We start from the raw sequence: 14,250 nt of genomic DNA, 5'->3' as shown, positions 1-14,250 counted from the left end.
TTCCTTCCGTTCCGAATTCAGCTCGCGGCAGAGGCGGCGAGTCCCGCGATCTCGCGACCGGATCGGACGGCGTGCGTCTCGGCCGTCTGCTTCAGGTCCGCGGCCACATCGACGAACGCGTCGAGGGCCGGGTTCACGCCGACGAGCGTGAAGGGACGCTCCACGACCCGCAGGTCGAGGCCCCAGACATCCTCCAGAACGCGACGCAGCCACGCGGTCGAGTGATCCCACCCTTCCTTCGGCGTTCCGGGGGCGTAGTTGCCACCGAGCACCGTGACGAGGGTTGCGGGCTTGCCGCGGAGCGCGGTGCCCTGCGGGTCGATGCGCGGATCGGTGTAGGCAAGGTCGAACCAGGTCTTGAAGTGCTGGGGTTCCGGGCATCAGCGACGCCGTGCTGTCGGACCGCCTGGCCGGACTCGCCGAGGCCGGACTCGTTGTGCGCACCGTCACCCCCGGTCCCCCGACCGCGGTTGCGTACGCGCTGAGCGACAGTGGCGAACGTCTGCTGCCGATTCTCGACGAGCTCGGTCGATGGGCATCGGGCAACCTCACGGAACAGCCGACCGCCTAGGCATCCTCCGCGTTCGAATGCCGACGCCGCTCCGCGCCCCACTTCTGCGGGGGCGGAGCGGCGCTGCGGCTCAGGGAAGGCGGGGCTCAGGGCACGACGACGGCTCGGCCCCGCACGGTTCCCGCGTGCAGTTTCGCGTACGCCTCGACGGCGTCGTCGATGCCGTACCGCTCGACGTGCACCTCGACATCGCCCGCGCGGGCGAGATCGAGTACCTCGATCAGCTCACTGCGCGATCCCCAGTACGGGGCACGAACCGCCGCACCGAACGGGGTGGCGAAGAACCCGGTCTGCATCGTGCCGCCACCGATCCCGACGATGTGCACGAAGCCATCCATCGCCACCACGGCGCGCGCGGTGTCGATCGTCTGCTGCACCCCGACGAAGTCGAAGACGGTCTCGGCGCCCGCCTCTCCCGTCAGCCGCTTGATCTCGGCGACCGTGTCAGGGCCCGAGATCACGGTGTGGTGGGCACCCACTTCGCGCGCGAGCGCGAGCTTGTCCTCGTTCAGATCCACCACGATCACCGTGGCCGACGAGACGGCCCGCAGGATCTGGATCGCGACGTGGCCGAGGCCGCCCGCGCCGATGACGACGGCGGTCGCGCCGGGGTACAGCTTTGCTGCGGCTGACCGGATCGCGTGGTACGGCGTCAGGCCGGCGTCCGTGAGGGACACGGTCGCGACCGGATCGAGATCGCCGAGCGGCACCAGGTGGCGTGCGTCGTCGACGATCACGTACTCGGCCATCGCACCGGGGGCGCCCAGGCCGGGAGGGGCAATGCCCTGGGCCGCGGCGTTCGGGCAATAGTTCTCCCGCCCCTGGGAGCACGCGTGGCACTGTCCGCACCCCCACGGACCGTAGATCGCGTATGAACCGCCGAGCTCGATGCCCTCGACCCCTTCGCCCAGCTTGTCGACCGTCCCCGCGCCCTCGTGTCCGAGAGTCAGCGGTAGGCCGTAGATGTACTGCTCAGCCGGGAGGTCCATCAGGAACCAATCGGAGTGGCAGAGCCCTGCTGCCGTGACCTTGAGTCGGATCTGCCCGGGCCCGGGCTCCGGTGTATCGATCTCGACGACCTCGGGACCTTTGCCGATCTCGCGGTACTGGACTGCCTTCATGGTCAACTCCCATTCTCTGCGTGTTCTCAGTTCTCTGCGTTTCTCAGTCTGCTCCTCCGGGTGTGCATCCCGTCAGCCCCCTGGCCCGTGACAAATGCGCGCGATAGCCTGTGCGGACCGTCAACGCAGATGGGATCCGCATGTCGTCGCCGTGGTCGTCGCGGCGCGAGGTCTCGCCCGAGACGTCGCGCCTGCTGATCGAGCGCGCGCATGACGAGTTGGTGCACGGCAATTCCGGCGATCAGCGCCTGCTCGACGTGCGTCCCCTCGTGCGTGAATCCTGGCGCCGATCGCTCGCGGGCCTCGTCGGCGCCGAGGCGCTCCCGCCCGTGGCGCTGTCGCCCGCGGAACTCGAGGAGTATCGCCGCACGCATCCGCTCGCGGAGGTGCTCGAGATGATCCGAGCGCTGCTCCTGCCCGGTGACGCGGCCGAATCGGGTGTCGCGGTCGCGGTCGGCGATGCTGCCGGGCGCCTGCTCTGGGTCGAGGGTGACCGAAACGTGCGCGCGCTGACGGGCGAGATGGGATTCGTCGCGGGCGCGAACTGGTCGGAATCCGTGGTCGGAACCGCCGCCCCGGGGACCGCCCTGGCCCTCGATCGATCGGTGCAGATCCGTGGCGCCGAGCACTACAACCGTCTGGTCCAGCCCTGGAGTTGCACGGCTGCGCCCGTGCACGATCCCGAGACCCGACGCATCCTGGGCGTCATCGACGTCACGGGCGGGTCGAGCGCCGTCACCCCGCAGGCACAACTTCTGGTGGATGCGACGGCCCGGGCGGTCGAGGGTGAGCTGCTCGTCGCTCGGCTGCGTGCGCGGGCGGCGGGCCCCCCGACGGCTGCGGAAACCCGGCGGCCGCGACGCCGTGCCCCGCGGCCCGAGGTCGTGCGCTCGACGCTCCGCGTGCTCGGACGGGATCGGGCGCTCCTCGAGATCGCGGGCGAAGGTTCGGACCGGATGACTGAGCTCAGCGCCCGTCATGCCGAGATCCTCCTGATGCTCGCGACCCACCGTCAGGGCCTGTCGGCCGACGGGCTCGCCGAGCTCGTCTACGGCGAGAGTGCCTCGGCAGAGACCCTCCGGCCCGAGATGGTTCGCCTGCGGAAGGCGCTCGAGCGCACCGCCCCGCACCTCGTTCCCGCCTCGCGCCCGTATCGCCTCGGGCCGGAACTCGAGACGGACGCCCAGCACGTGCTGTCGCTTCTCGACCGCGGCGCTCACCGCGTCGCGCTCGCGGCCTATCGGGGCGCGGTGCTGCCGGACTCGGTCGCGCCCGGCGTCGAGATGGTCAGAGACAGCGTTCGCCAGTCCCTTCGCGAGGCACTCATCGCCGAGGCATCCGTCGACGTCCTCCTGGCGTATGCCGATACCGAAGAGGCGTCCGAAGACGACGAAGTCCTGCGGCTGTGCCTGAGTCTGCTGCCGGCTCGTTCCCCCCGGCGCGCGGGTCTCGTCGCGCGCATCGCGCGCCTCGAAGCCTGACAGGCCCCCGGGGTCGAGCCATCCGCGCCCGCGCAACGCGATGCAACGTTGCGCGGCCTACCGTCGACGCAGATCGCGGCAGCGCATGCCGCTCACTCATGACACGTCGAAGGAGACAGACATGACCATCGTCGAAGAGGGCGTCTCGAGCGTCTACGCAGCCCCGGGCCAGCGCGGGGCGCTCGCCGAGTACCGCAACAGATATGGGCACTACATCGGCGGCGAGTTCGTCGATCCGGTGAAGGGCCAGTACTTCGAGAACATCTCGCCGGTCAACGGCAAGCCCTTCTGCGAGGTCGGCCGCGGCACCGCCGAGGACATCGATCGGGCCGTGGATGTCGCGTGGAAGGCGTTCGCCTCGTGGAAGAAGACGACACCGGCCGAGCGCGCCAACATCCTGAACAAGATCGCCGATCGCATCGAGCAGAACCTCGAGATGATCGCCGTGGCCGAGACGTGGGACAACGGCAAGCCCGTCCGCGAGACCCTGGCCGCAGACATCCCGTTGGTCGTCGATCACTTCCGGTACTTCGCCGGGGTGTTGCGTGCGCAGGAGGGTTCGCTCAGCCAGCTGGACGAAGACACCGTCGCCTACCACTTCAACGAGCCGCTCGGTGTGGTCGGGCAGATCATCCCGTGGAACTTCCCGATCCTCATGGCGACGTGGAAGCTCGCCCCCGCGCTCGCGGCCGGCAACTGCGTCGTCCTGAAGCCCGCCGAGCAGACCCCGGCGTCGATCATGTTCCTGTTCGACATCATCGGCGATCTGCTGCCCGCCGGAGTCGTGAACATCGTCAACGGGTTCGGCATCGAGGCGGGCGCACCGCTCGCGCAGCACAAGCGCATCCGCAAGGTCGCCTTCACGGGCGAGACCACGACCGGCCGCCTGATCATGCAGTACGCCTCGCAGAACCTCATCCCCGTGACGCTCGAGCTCGGCGGCAAGAGCGCCAACGTCTTCTTCGAGGACGTCGCGCGCTCGCGGGACGACTACTACGACAAGGCGCTCGAGGGCTTCACGTTCTTCGCCCTGAACGGCGGCGAGGTCTGCACCTGCCCCTCGCGGGCGCTGATCCAGCGTTCGATCTACGACGAGTTCCTCGGCGACGGACTCGACCGGGTCGGCAAGATCGTGCAGGGCAACCCCCTGGATCCGGCGACGATGCTCGGGGCCCAGGCATCCAATGACCAGCTCGAGAAGATCCTCAGCTACATCGACATCGGCAAGGCCGGTGGCGCGAAGCTGCTCACCGGGGGCGAGCGCGTGGATCTCGGCGGCGATCTCTCGGACGGCTTCTACGTGCAGCCGACCGTTTTCGAGGGCACGAACGACATGCGGATCTTCCAGGAGGAGATCTTCGGACCGGTCGTCTCGGTGACCTCGTTCGACGACTTCGACGGGGCGATCGACATCGCCAACGACACCCTCTACGGCCTCGGCGCCGGTGTGTGGAGCCGTTCGGGCGACATCGCGTACCGCGCGGGGCGGGCGATCGAGGCCGGGCGCGTCTGGACCAACACCTACCACCAGTACCCCGCGCACGCGGCGTTCGGCGGGTACAAGCAGTCCGGTATCGGGCGCGAGAACCACCTGAAGATGCTCGACCACTACCAGCAGACGAAGAACCTGCTGGTGTCGTACGCAGAGGGGCCGATGGGCTTCTTCTGAGTCGCCTCCTGCATCCCGTGTCCCACTTTCGCCCGCTATGGGCGCTCCATTCCGGGCGAAAGTGGGACACGAAACGGAGTAGTTGGGACATGGCGGTGCCGGTGCATGGTGAAGGGAGCGAAGGGATGAGCACGACAGACATGAGCGAACGCGTGGCAGTGACGGATGCCGCGGCCACCATGGTGCGGCAGCTGACCCTGCAGCACGGGCCGCTGATGTTCCATCAGTCGGGCGGATGCTGCGACGGGTCAGCGCCCATGTGCTATCCCGTCGGCATGTTCATCACCGGGCCTTCCGACGTGCTGCTCGGCTCGATCGACGTCGGGCTGGATGATCCGGTCGAGATCTATATGTCGGAGTCGCAGTTCGAGTACTGGAAGTACACCCACCTGACGATCGATGTGGTGGCGGGGCGCGGAGCGGGCTTCAGCGTCGAAGGACCCACGGGCATGCGATTCCTGATCCGGTCGCGCATGCTCACCGAGTCCGAGCTCGCCGACTTCGGCCTCGACTGACCGCGGAGAGGGCACCGCCGCGCGTCGGCTGCACATTCCCGCGTCCGCCACACCGATCGACAGGGCGGATGCGGGAACGTGCCGCAGACGTGGGAACGGGCCACACGTCAGAGGAAGATCGAGACCGCCCAGATCACGACGAAGAGCACGACCGCGACGATGCCGAGCACCGATACGCGACTCTTCAAGCGTCGTCCCTCGGGTGCGACACCCGGCGGCGGTCGGAGATCCGGCGCTGCTGCGAACGGATCGAACACTCCACCCGTCGTCCCCGTAGGCCCGCCGGCGGCGCCCATCACCCGAGCCGACGCATCCGATACCAATCGGTCGTCGCGCCACCGCGACCACTGCGCGAACTTCTCGAGCAGCGCGCCGACCGTGGCGAACAGCCACGCCCATGTCGCGGGGTCCAGGGTGGACAGGTCGCGTTTGGCGTAGAGGAACAGCCAGTCGTCGACGATCTCGACGTCGAGCTGGGCGGCATTGTCGATGAACCGGGCCATGATGTCGGGCGTGAACAGGTACAGAGCGTCGCGTTCGTATCCGCGCGGGCAGAACAGCGAGAAGTACTTGTCGAAGTCGCCCTCGAGGCTGAGGCGCTGATCGCGATCGAAGGATGTCGGCAGGTTCGATCCGAACAGGCCGTTGTTGCCGACGGCGTCGAGCAGGATGTGAGGCAGGGGAACATCCAGCTTGATCGCGACGTACCCCCACTTGTGGGTCGACTGGTTCTTTCCCGAACCGGTCACGTAGCGATAGTTCGCGAACTCGACGAAGCGGGGGTGTTCGCCCCGCACGAGGTCGTTGGCCGCGCGCGAATGCCCCTGACTGAAGATCATTCCGGGCAGCCGGGGGTCGGCCAGGGTCGGCACGTACGACATCGCGTTCGCCTCGGCGAAGCGCGCCAGTCGGTACCAGCGCTCGCGGCTTCCGGTGAAGATCCGCACGCCGATCCAGGCGATGCCGCCGCCGACGGCGAGCATCGCCAGCACCGGCAGAACGGTCAGCCACCCGAATGACCCCGACGCGGCGAGCATCGTGAGGATCGTGCCGAACACGCTCAGGAACACCAGCGCAAAGATCCCGGCGACCACGATCAGCACCACGAGCTGCACGCCACGGCTGCCCGAGAACGGCGACGCGAGCCGCCCTTCCGCGCGCAGCCGGGCGGTGAACGCACGGATGTCGGCGGGCCTGGCGGGCTCGATCAGGGGGCGTGCGTCGAAGGAAACGGATGCCGCGGGTCCGGCGCCGCTCACCGGTTGACCTCGTCGCCGTCCCACGACAGGTCGGCGCCCTCACGCAACGGAAGGGCCTCGAGCCCGGACGCGGCACAGATTTGCGCAATCAGTTCAGCCGAACCTGCGACGACCGTCGAGTCGAAATCGATCTCGCTGACCACGACCCACGCGCGGTCGGTGGGCCACATGACGTTCGGCGATTGGGCCCAGGCGTGCGCCTCGTCGGGGCCGACCCAGGGCGCGAGGTCGGGCCACGAAGCATCCGTGAACGACGTCGCACCGGCCGAGAACAAGACATAGGAGCGCTGGGGCAACTCCAGCCGTGCGCCGCGGGAGATCTCGTCCGAGAGGATGCCCGGCTGCCAGGTCGGTTTGCGGAAGACGTTGTTGAAGGGGTCGCGCGTGCTGGCCTCGAGCATGGCGCGGTGCCGGTCCTGCAGGGACTCGTCGTCGCCCACGGTCGGATCTGCGGAGAAGGTCAGGACCGCGCGCGAGGGCGCTTCGCCCGTGAATCCGACGAGACCGCCGTAGCCATCCCACACTCCCGCATAGCCGTGGTGCGGGGTCGTGGTCTCGGCGGCCAGCAGTCGCGCCAGCGCGGGCAGCTGTGCGACGTCCATCCGACCCTCCGCCGGGGCGTCGTACTGCCAGCCCTCCGGACCGCGGACCTGTTGCCACCCCTGTTCGAGATCGTGGGCCCCGACGACGCGATTCCATTGCGCTTCGGGATGCATCCGGGTCCCGAACGCCAGGGCGGTCCGCGCCCAGGTGACGTTCTCGGTGTCGATCTCGGGCTGGGACCGCCCGAAAGCCGCCCAGGCGCGGGCGTGGTCGTCGTAGGGAAGGGGCGGCCAGGGCTGTCCGACGGGTCGCGACCGAGTCGCGGGATGGAAGATCCGGGCATAGGCGGGGAAGCCGCGGGGCACGACGGTGTGCATGCCCGACGCATCCGTCCACGTCGCATCGACCCGCTCGCGCAACCAGTCCCCCGGCGATGTGTCCGCTATCCAGTCCATGAGGCCACGCTACCCACCGGCGCCCTGCACAACACTCCGGAGAAACCTGCGGGGTGAGGCTGGGGGGCGGCCGGATCGGCGCAGATTCGGCTCGGTGATCCGGAATGTTGTCCGGGCGGCCGACCAGGGTTTCTTGGTGATGGCACGTGGGGCACACCCCCGCTTGGGTGGATCCGCGACATCCGCTAGACTACGAAGGTTGTCCGGCCGTGGCCCGTCCGCGAAACCGTGACGACATGCACACACCCTCCTGCTGTCGAGAGATGCTCGGCAGCCGTTCTAGTCCGAAGGAGGTGGGTTAGTGACGCACCAGTACGAACTCATGGTCATCCTCGATCCCGAGATCGACGAGCGCACGGTCGCCCCGAGCCTCGACAAGTTCCTGAAGGTCATCACGAACGATGGTGGCTCGATCGACAACGTCGACATCTGGGGCCGCCGCCGTCTCGCGTACGAGATCCAGAAGAAGAACGAGGGCATCTACGCCGTCGTGAACTTCACGGCCACCAGCGCCGCCACTCAGGAGCTCGACCGTCAGCTGAAGCTGTCCGAAGCCGTCATGCGCACCAAGGTGCTGCGTGCGGAAGAGGGCTTCGCTCAGGTCGAGGCCGAGAAGAAGCGCGCTGAAGAGAAGGCCGCCCGCAAGGCTGCCGCGCCTGCCAAGGCCAAGAAGGACGCGTAACCGCGATGGCCGGCGAGACGATCATCACCGTCGTGGGTAACCTCACGGCCGATCCCGAGCTGCGCTACACGCAGAACGGGCTCCCCGTCGCGAACTTCACGATCGCGTCGACGCCGCGCAACTTCGACCGTGCCGCCAACGAGTGGAAGGACGGCGAAGCGCTGTTCCTTCGCGCGTCGGTCTGGCGCGAGTTCGCCGAGCACGTCGCGGGTTCGCTGACCAAGGGCATGCGGGTCATCGCGACCGGCCGCCTCAAGCAGCGCTCTTACGAGACGCGCGAGGGCGAGAAGCGCACCTCGATCGAACTCGAGGTCGACGAAATCGGCCCCTCGCTGCGTTACGCGACCGCTCAGGTCACGCGTGCCGCGAGCGGTGGCGGTGGCGGCGGTCAGGGACGCCAGCAGGTCGCCGAGGAACCGTGGGCCACGCCCTCCTCCTCTTCGACCGGCGGAAACGGCAACGCCGGTGGCGAGGCCTGGAGCGCTCCCGGCGCCTACGGCGACGACACCCCCTTCTAAGCATTTCGGATGCCTGTGACCCAGGCATCCCACCACAACCAAGGAAGACCACTTATGGCTGGAAAGTCGAGCGGCGACCGCCGCAAGCCGCGTAAGGGCGGAAAAGTCACCGCCCCCGCAAAGGCGATTCGCGTTGGCATCATCGATTACAAGGATGTCGCGACGCTTCGCAAGTTCATCTCGGAGCGTGGGAAGATCCGCGCCCGTCGTATCACCGGTGTCTCGGTGCAGGAGCAGCGTCTGATCGCCACGGCGATCAAGAACGCGCGCGAAATGGCGCTCCTGCCCTACGCCGGCGCGGGTCGGTAAGGAGCACCCATGTCGAAGCTGATTCTCACGAACGAGGTCGCCGGGCTCGGTAGCGCCGGCGACATCGTCGATGTCAAGGCCGGGTACGCCCGGAACTACCTCATCCCCCAGGGATTCGCCGTGGCGTGGAGCCGCGGTGGCGAAAAGCAGGTCGCGTCCATCCGGGCCGCCCGCGAGTCGCGCGCGATCCACGATCACGAGTCCGCCGTCGCCCTGAAGGACGCCCTCGAGGGCGCCAAGGTGCGCCTGGCCGTCAAGGCGGGTGCCGAAGGGCGCCTGTTCGGTTCGGTCAAGACCGGTGACATCGCGGACGCCGTCAAGGCCGCCGGTCTCGGTGACCTCGACAAGCGCAAGATCCAGATCACCTCGGCGATCAAGTCGGTGGGCGAGCACGAGGCGACCGTTCGCCTGCGTGACGACCTCACCGCCGTGATCACCCTCCAGGTGGTCGCAGCCAAGTAGTACGGCAACGCGCGGGACGGATGCCGCGGAACCCCCTTTCGGGGCGGTTCCGCGGCATCCGTCTTTCGTGTGGGCGCGCTAACCCCCCGGCGCAACGCCCACACACTCAGTCCCGCGCGGGGCGACGGCGCAGGGCCGCCGTGCCGACGAGTGCGAAGCCCGAGAGGATCGCGAACAGCGCGACCCACGCGCCGACGGGCATCGAGCCCGTCTGGGCCAGTGCCGAAACGGACAGGGCTGCAGGCGCCGCGCCGACGCCGGCGGTGACACCTATCTCCGTGCCCCCGGTGCCCGGCGTGCCGTCACCGGGGCCGTCCGTGCCCGGGGTCCCCGGGTCGGTGGGGTCCGTCGGGTCCGTGGGGTCCGTCGGCACGACCGGGCCCGTGGGACCCGTCGTGGTGCTGTCGCCGACGACGGAGACGGCGTTGCCGCCCAGCGTCAGCGGCAGGGCGATCGGTGCGACCAGCTGGGTTCCACCGAGGATGCCCTCGGTGCCCGTCGTGACCGGCCCACCGGTGCCGCCCGTAGTCGGTGCCGCGACCATGGCTCCCGTCGACTGGCTGTCGCCGAGGACGGAGATGGCGTTGCCGCCGGCCGTGACGGGCGCCTGGACGGGCGCGACCGCCTGTGTACCGCCGAGGATCGCGTCGTCACCGTTGGTGGTCGCGTCCGTTCCCGTGCCGGTTCCCGTGGTGCCGGGCGCCGTGCTGGAGTCCGTGGACTGGCTGTCGCCGAGGACGGAGATGGCGTTGCCGCCCACCGTGACCGGTGCCTGGACGGGCGCGACCGCCTGTGTACCGCCGAGGATCGCGTCGTCACCGTTGGTGGTCGCGTCCGTTCCCGTGCCGGTTCCCGTGGTGCCGGGTGCCGTGCTGGCTTCCGACGACTGACTGTCGCCGAGGACGGAGATGGCGTTGCCGCCTACCGTGACGGGCGCCTGGGCGGGCGCCTGCACCTGCGTGCCGCTGGCGATGCTGTCGTCACCGTTGGTGGTCGCGTCCGTTCCCGTGCCGGTTCCCGTGGTGCCGGGCGCCGTGCTGGAGTCCGTGGACTGGCTGTCGCCGAGGACGGATATGGCGTTGCCGCCCACCGTGACCGGTGCCTGGACGGGCGCGACCGCCTGCGTTCCGCCGAGGATCGCGTCCTCACCGGAGGTGGTGGGTGCGGGCGCGGGCTCGGCGGATTCTGCCGGAGCGGGTGCCGAGGCATCCATCCCCGCGCTGTCGGTCGACTGGCTGTCGCCGAGCACCGAGATGGCGTTGCCGCCCACAGTGATCGGCACGTCGACGCTCACGACGCCCTGCGTGCCCGACGCGAGGCCGTCCGTGCCGCCGGTGGTGACCGCCGGTTCGACGGGCGCCGGGGCCGGAGCGGGCGTTGTCGCGCCGCTGCTGGATGAATCCCCGAGCACCGAGATGCCGTTGCCGCCGAGGGTGACGGGCAGCGTGACGTTCACGAGTGCCTGGGTGCCGGATGCCGTGCCGTCGTCTCCGGATGTCTCCGCAGCTTGGGCGACGGTCGCCCCGGCGAAGGCGAGTCCGCCTCCGATGAGCGCGCCGAGGAGCGCTCGCTTGATGGTCCTACGCATGATGAATCTCCTGACTGGATGGGTGTCAGCGCGCCGAGCGGCGCACCGGATCGTCTGCCGCGCACGAGTGCGCGACGCGATCCCCGTCAGTCAGGAGAGACGTCGGTTGCGAGAACGGGAGCGCCCGGGAGGGCGTCGTCCGAGAGTGTGAGGCGCGCGCCACCGAGCGGGTGGGAGCGCCACGAGTATTCGACGAGAGCTGCCCAGAGCGTCGCTGTGCCCGCGGCCGCCGAGAGCGATGCGGGTGCCCCCGAGGGCCCCGAAGGCGCCAGGGGCCAGCCGCCCCAGCGTACGGATCCGGTCCCCGACGTGGCAGCGACCGGCACGACGGACGCGATGACCAGCGCCCCGGCGAAGAATCCTCCGAAGGCGAGCGCTTGCTGCATCGCGAGGGGCGCTGCCGAGACGCTCGGGGACACGACGGGTATCGGCTGCGTCGCAGTGCCCGGGAGCAGAGAGTCAGGAAGGGGCAGGATGCCTCCACTGCCCGGTTGTCCGGGGCTTCCGACGATCGTGGTGGCGGTGCCGGTGACGGCCGTGAGCAGCGCATCGACCGTACCCACGGCCGAGCCGAGCGTCTCCGTCACTCCCAGCTCGCCGGTGACCGTGCCGAGAACCGGCAGTTCGTCGAGCGCCGCGAGAAGCGGGGCGAGGGACTGGCTGACGGAGATGCCGGTGGTCGTCTCGGCGACGACGCCGGAGACTCCATCGACGGTGTCGGCCGTTCCGTGGAGCGCAGATGCCGTGGTGTCGGCGACACCCGAGACGACCGTTGTGGCGACGTTCGCGACGCCCTGGATGACTGGCGTGACGACGGGCGTGGGAGTCTGCGGAGCGGGTGCGGGAGCGGGTGCGGGTGGGGCGACGGCCTCGACCACTTCCACGACGACGGGTTCGACCCTGTCGATGACGGTCGTCGCGAGCGAGGTCGTCTCCTGCACCGTCGAACTGACGATGCCGAGCAGGCCGCTGGGGTCTTCTTCTGCGGCGGACGCCGACGAGGACTGACCGAAAGTGGTCACAGCGCACCAGGCGAGTCCGATTCCGCCCGCGAGCAGGAGCAAGCGTGACCATCGACCCTGTCGTGGTTCGACCTCAACGTTCATGCCCTCACCCCCCGGTTGGACAATCGGCTTGCATGTGAATGCTTGCGTAGCCAGGGACGTTACCCCCGTGGGGCGCATTCGTAAACCCCCATAGCGCAAAATCCAGCGGGGTTGTGCACACCCTGACCCCGGATGTCGAACCTTCAAGCAATGCTTCAACCACATCTTGTTTCCACAGCCTGTGAAGTAACAAAACCCAGTTCAGTGATGTTAAAAAAGACAACATGAGACGGTTCTCATCTAGTTGTCCACAGGCTTCATGCACAGGCATAGCGGCGTGTCTGGCCGTGTTTCCACAAAGTTATCCACAGGGCGTGTTGCGGGTGAATCTGGACGCCTTTACCGTGAGGGAGCGCACTTCGGGGGAGGCCGGAACAGGACGTTCCGGGCGAGTGTCGGAAGTGTCTGATCTGCTGTCGGGGACCCGGCGATCGGACACACCCGCTCGGCGTTTTTCCGAAAGAGATGCGCTCGTCAGGGCTGCATGACGTAATCCGCGCCCCGAGACGGGCCGGACAGAAGACCACCCGCGTGACGCGGTGGGGGGCCGGTTTCGGCGGAAGGGAGCGCGATGTCGATCGCCGACATCTCGGAGGAACGCCTCGGCGGAGCCCCCCGCGGACCCGAACGGACTCCCCCGCACGACACCCTCGCCGAGCAGTCGGCACTCGGCGGGATGCTCCTGTCGAAGGATGCTGTCGCCGACGTCATCGAGACGCTCCGTGGACCCGACTTCTACGTGCCGAAGCACGAGCTGATCTTCGAAGCCATCCTGTCGCTGTATTCGCACGGTGAGCCGACCGACGTCGTCGCCGTCACCGACGAGCTGATCAAGACCGGCGAGCTGCAACGCGCCGGCGGTGCCGACTACCTGCACACCCTGACCTCGATCGTCCCGACCGCGGCCAATGCCGGCTACTACGCGTCGATCGTTTCGGAGCGTGCACTGCTGCGTCGCCTGGTCGAGGCCGGAACGCGCATCGTGCAGATGGGCTACTCCGGTCAGGGCGAAGCGCTCGACCTCGTCAACAACGCCCAGGCCGAGATCTACGGGGTGACCGGGGCCGAGGCTACCGAAGACTACGTCCCGCTCACGACGGCGGTCGATGCCGCGGTCGAAGAGATCGAGGCGGCCCGCGGGCGCGACGGACAGATGACCGGCATCCCGACCGGCTTCTCGGGTCTCGATCAGCTCACGAACGGTCTGCACCCCGGGCAGATGATCATCATCGCCGCGCGTCCCGCCATGGGTAAGTCGACGCTCGCGCTCGACTTCGCCCGCGCAGCCGCGATCGCCCACGACATGCCGACGATCTTCTTCTCGCTCGAAATGGGGCGCAGCGAGATCGCGATGCGTCTGATGAGTGCCGAGGGTGCCGTGCCGCTGCAGAGCATGCGCAAGGGCACGCTGGATTCGCGCGACTGGACGACGATCGCCGCGACGCGCGGGCGCATCAACGACGCACCGCTCTACATCGACGACAGCCCGAACATGACGCTGGTCGAGATCCGTGCCAAGTGTCGCCGGCTCAAGCAGCGTGTCGGGCTGAAGATGGTCGTCATCGACTACCTGCAGCTCATGACGTCGGGTAAGCGCGTCGAGTCGCGCCAGCAAGAGGTCTCGGAGTTCTCGCGTGCGCTCAAGCTGCTCGCGAAAGAGCTGGCCGTTCCGGTTATCGCGCTCTCGCAGCTGAACCGTGGCCCCGAGCAGCGCGCCGACAAGAAGCCGGCGCTGTCCGACCTCCGTGAGTCGGGCTCGATCGAGCAGGACGCCGACATGGTCGTGCTGCTGCACCGCGAGTCGGCCTACGAGAAGGACAGCCCCCGCGCGGGCGAGGCCGACCTCATCGTCGCCAAGCACCGTAACGGTCCCACCGACACCATCACCGTCGCGTTCCAGGGCCACTACTCGCGCTTCACCGACATGGCGCCCGGCGGCTGACAGGGAAACGACTCCACCTGAACATCGCG

15 protein-coding genes are annotated in these 14,250 nt (G+C 68.5%); 9 read left to right on the top strand and 6 right to left on the bottom strand.

Annotation, left to right across the window (positions count from 1 at the left end; genetic code table 11):
• Positions 1-17: 17 nt before the first annotated feature.
• Complete coding sequence (locus C2868_RS12820; RefSeq protein ID WP_374935784.1) at positions 18-272, bottom strand: hypothetical protein; 255 nt, start codon at positions 270-272, stop codon at positions 18-20.
• 119 nt (positions 273-391) lie between these two features.
• Here C2868_RS12820 and C2868_RS12815 point away from each other — a divergent pair, with 119 nt between their 5' ends.
• Positions 392-571, top strand: coding sequence for a helix-turn-helix domain-containing protein (locus tag C2868_RS12815; RefSeq protein ID WP_308455397.1), 180 nt, complete (start codon positions 392-394; stop codon positions 569-571).
• Between the two features lie 86 nt (positions 572-657).
• Here the strand turns inward: C2868_RS12815 and C2868_RS12810 are convergent, their stop codons facing one another.
• A complete protein-coding gene (locus tag C2868_RS12810; protein WP_100812537.1) occupies positions 658-1,692 on the bottom strand; it encodes an NAD(P)-dependent alcohol dehydrogenase in 1,035 nt (344 codons plus the stop codon).
• Positions 1,693-1,832: 140 nt separating this feature from the next.
• Here C2868_RS12810 and C2868_RS12805 point away from each other — a divergent pair, with 140 nt between their 5' ends.
• From C2868_RS12805 to C2868_RS12795, 3 genes are all read left to right on the top strand, one after another.
• Entirely contained in the window at positions 1,833-3,173 is a 1,341-nt protein-coding gene (locus C2868_RS12805) for a GAF domain-containing protein (protein ID WP_103663522.1), read from the top strand.
• Between the two features lie 121 nt (positions 3,174-3,294).
• On the top strand, positions 3,295-4,842 hold the full coding sequence (locus tag C2868_RS12800) for an aldehyde dehydrogenase family protein (protein WP_103663521.1): 1,548 nt from the start codon (positions 3,295-3,297) through the stop codon (positions 4,840-4,842).
• 125 nt (positions 4,843-4,967) lie between these two features.
• Positions 4,968-5,357, top strand: a complete 390-nt coding sequence (locus C2868_RS12795) for a DUF779 domain-containing protein (RefSeq protein WP_103663520.1) — start codon at positions 4,968-4,970, stop codon at positions 5,355-5,357.
• Positions 5,358-5,464: 107 nt separating this feature from the next.
• Here C2868_RS12795 and C2868_RS12790 read toward each other — a convergent pair whose 3' ends face one another.
• A complete protein-coding gene (locus C2868_RS12790) occupies positions 5,465-6,616 on the bottom strand; it encodes a phage holin family protein (protein WP_103663445.1) in 1,152 nt (383 codons plus the stop codon).
• Positions 6,613-7,614: a hypothetical protein gene (locus C2868_RS12785; protein WP_103663444.1), complete on the bottom strand. Its 1,002-nt coding sequence runs from the start codon at positions 7,612-7,614 to the stop codon at positions 6,613-6,615. The genes C2868_RS12790 and C2868_RS12785 overlap by 4 nt, the downstream gene beginning before the upstream one ends.
• 301 nt (positions 7,615-7,915) lie before the next feature.
• Here C2868_RS12785 and rpsF point away from each other — a divergent pair, with 301 nt between their 5' ends.
• From rpsF to rplI, 4 genes are read left to right on the top strand one after another with little or no spacing between them, the layout of a single operon-like run.
• Positions 7,916-8,296: a 30S ribosomal protein S6 gene (gene rpsF, locus C2868_RS12780; protein WP_036294257.1), complete on the top strand. Its 381-nt coding sequence runs from the start codon at positions 7,916-7,918 to the stop codon at positions 8,294-8,296.
• Between the two features lie 5 nt (positions 8,297-8,301).
• Positions 8,302-8,814 (top strand): single-stranded DNA-binding protein, encoded by a 513-nt coding sequence (locus C2868_RS12775; protein ID WP_103663443.1) that lies wholly within the window; start codon positions 8,302-8,304, stop codon positions 8,812-8,814.
• A gap of 54 nt (positions 8,815-8,868) precedes the next feature.
• Positions 8,869-9,123: a 30S ribosomal protein S18 gene (gene rpsR / locus C2868_RS12770; RefSeq protein WP_103663442.1), complete on the top strand. Its 255-nt coding sequence runs from the start codon at positions 8,869-8,871 to the stop codon at positions 9,121-9,123.
• A gap of 9 nt (positions 9,124-9,132) precedes the next feature.
• Entirely contained in the window at positions 9,133-9,585 is a 453-nt protein-coding gene (gene rplI / locus C2868_RS12765; protein WP_103663441.1) for a 50S ribosomal protein L9, read from the top strand.
• Between the two features lie 106 nt (positions 9,586-9,691).
• Here rplI and C2868_RS12760 read toward each other — a convergent pair whose 3' ends face one another.
• Both C2868_RS12760 and C2868_RS12755 read right to left on the bottom strand, forming a co-directional pair.
• On the bottom strand, positions 9,692-11,173 hold the full coding sequence (locus C2868_RS12760; protein WP_103663440.1) for a chaplin family protein: 1,482 nt from the start codon (positions 11,171-11,173) through the stop codon (positions 9,692-9,694).
• A gap of 86 nt (positions 11,174-11,259) precedes the next feature.
• Positions 11,260-12,279 carry a hypothetical protein gene (locus C2868_RS12755; protein ID WP_103663439.1) on the bottom strand — a complete coding sequence of 340 codons (1,020 nt, stop codon included), beginning with the start codon at positions 12,277-12,279 and terminating at the stop codon, positions 11,260-11,262.
• A 571-nt stretch (positions 12,280-12,850) separates the two neighbouring features.
• On the opposite strand from C2868_RS12755, the gene dnaB reads away from it, so the two are divergent.
• Positions 12,851-14,221 (top strand): replicative DNA helicase, encoded by a 1,371-nt coding sequence (gene dnaB / locus C2868_RS12750; RefSeq protein ID WP_103663438.1) that lies wholly within the window; start codon positions 12,851-12,853, stop codon positions 14,219-14,221.
• Positions 14,222-14,250: the final 29 nt, after the last annotated feature.

This window comes from Microbacterium sp. CJ77 (assembly GCF_002911615.1).
Taxonomy (GTDB): domain Bacteria; phylum Actinomycetota; class Actinomycetes; order Actinomycetales; family Microbacteriaceae; genus Microbacterium.
Note: the sequence above shows the minus strand (reverse complement) of the source record. Positions and strands in the feature narration are given on the sequence as shown.

Coding starts and splice junctions, on each gene's coding strand:
- C2868_RS12810 (WP_100812537.1), bottom strand. CDS start 1,692: ATGAAGGCAGTCCAGTACCGCGAGATCGGCAAAGGTCCCGAGGTCGTC.
- C2868_RS12805 (WP_103663522.1), top strand. CDS start 1,833: ATGTCGTCGCCGTGGTCGTCGCGGCGCGAGGTCTCGCCCGAGACGTCG.
- C2868_RS12800 (WP_103663521.1), top strand. CDS start 3,295: ATGACCATCGTCGAAGAGGGCGTCTCGAGCGTCTACGCAGCCCCGGGC.
- C2868_RS12795 (WP_103663520.1), top strand. CDS start 4,968: ATGAGCACGACAGACATGAGCGAACGCGTGGCAGTGACGGATGCCGCG.
- C2868_RS12785 (WP_103663444.1), bottom strand. CDS start 7,614: ATGGACTGGATAGCGGACACATCGCCGGGGGACTGGTTGCGCGAGCGG.
- C2868_RS12775 (WP_103663443.1), top strand. CDS start 8,302: ATGGCCGGCGAGACGATCATCACCGTCGTGGGTAACCTCACGGCCGAT.
- rpsR (WP_103663442.1), top strand. CDS start 8,869: ATGGCTGGAAAGTCGAGCGGCGACCGCCGCAAGCCGCGTAAGGGCGGA.
- rplI (WP_103663441.1), top strand. CDS start 9,133: ATGTCGAAGCTGATTCTCACGAACGAGGTCGCCGGGCTCGGTAGCGCC.
- C2868_RS12760 (WP_103663440.1), bottom strand. CDS start 11,173: ATGCGTAGGACCATCAAGCGAGCGCTCCTCGGCGCGCTCATCGGAGGC.
- C2868_RS12755 (WP_103663439.1), bottom strand. CDS start 12,279: ATGAACGTTGAGGTCGAACCACGACAGGGTCGATGGTCACGCTTGCTC.
- dnaB (WP_103663438.1), top strand. CDS start 12,851: ATGTCGATCGCCGACATCTCGGAGGAACGCCTCGGCGGAGCCCCCCGC.